Source organism: Aquimarina sp. 2-A2 (assembly GCF_045505135.1).
Lineage (GTDB): Bacteria > Bacteroidota > Bacteroidia > Flavobacteriales > Flavobacteriaceae > Aquimarina > Aquimarina intermedia.
On the sequence record NZ_JBJKFI010000021.1, the window covers coordinates 1 to 929 of the forward strand.

The 929-nt window shown below is 41.1% G+C and carries 1 protein-coding gene; it reads right to left on the minus strand.

From position 1 onward, the window contains the following. Nucleotides 1–929: hypothetical protein (locus ACJRPK_RS17475; protein WP_407141675.1), on the minus strand; the 929-nt coding region annotated here is incomplete at both ends.

Consider the following 929-nt stretch of genomic DNA (forward strand, 5'->3'; position numbering starts at 1 on the left):
GCAGTAGGATCCACTTCTAAAGCACCGGTAGTTATATTTTGTACAAGTCCAGTTCCAGCGACATCCCCGTTAATAGTTGCAGCATTAACAGCATCAGCAGCGATATCCGCAGAAGCAATGGTTCCATCAAGAATCTTATCAGTAGTTACTGCATTGGCAGCAAGTTTAATATTTGTAACTGCACCATCTGCAAGTTCGGTACTAGTGATGGCATTTGCACTTATTTCTAGATCGATCTCATTGTTAGCAATATCATCAGTTACTGTTATTTTTCCAGAGGTTGAATTGATATTTTTAAACTCAAGATCAGCTCCTGTTTTTTGTTTAAAAACTCCTACACCCGCTGTACCTACATTCGAAGCGGTATTAGTTTGACCTGCTACAGCGGCAAAACCATCTACTTCGGTTTGTATTTCTTCAATAGCAGCTTGTACATCAGTACTGGTTGTGTTACCAGTAGGAGTAAAGGCTACTTGAGCAGCGGTTTGATCATCTGTGTCTAAAGCAGTTTTATCTTCCCATGTTACTACCCCGGTAGCACTTGTTGTTAAAACTTTATCGTTTCCACCAGAAGCGATATCTGTAGTAGCAATGGTTCCATCAAGAATCTTATCAGTAGTTACTGCATTAGCAGCAAGTTTAATATTTGTAACTGCACCATCTGCAAGTTCAGCAGTTCCTACAGCACCAGCTGCGATCTCAAGCGTTACATCTCCAAGTAATGCATTGGCATCACCACCTACAGTTAAATCTCCGGAAGTAATATTTCCATCCCCATTAAAGGCAGTAGGATCCACTTCTAAAGCACCGGTAGTTATATTTTGTACAAGTCCAGTTCCAGCTACATCCCCGTTAATAGTTGCAGCATTAACTGCATCAGCAGCGATATCCGCAGAAGCAATGGTTCCATCAAGAATCTTATCAGTGGT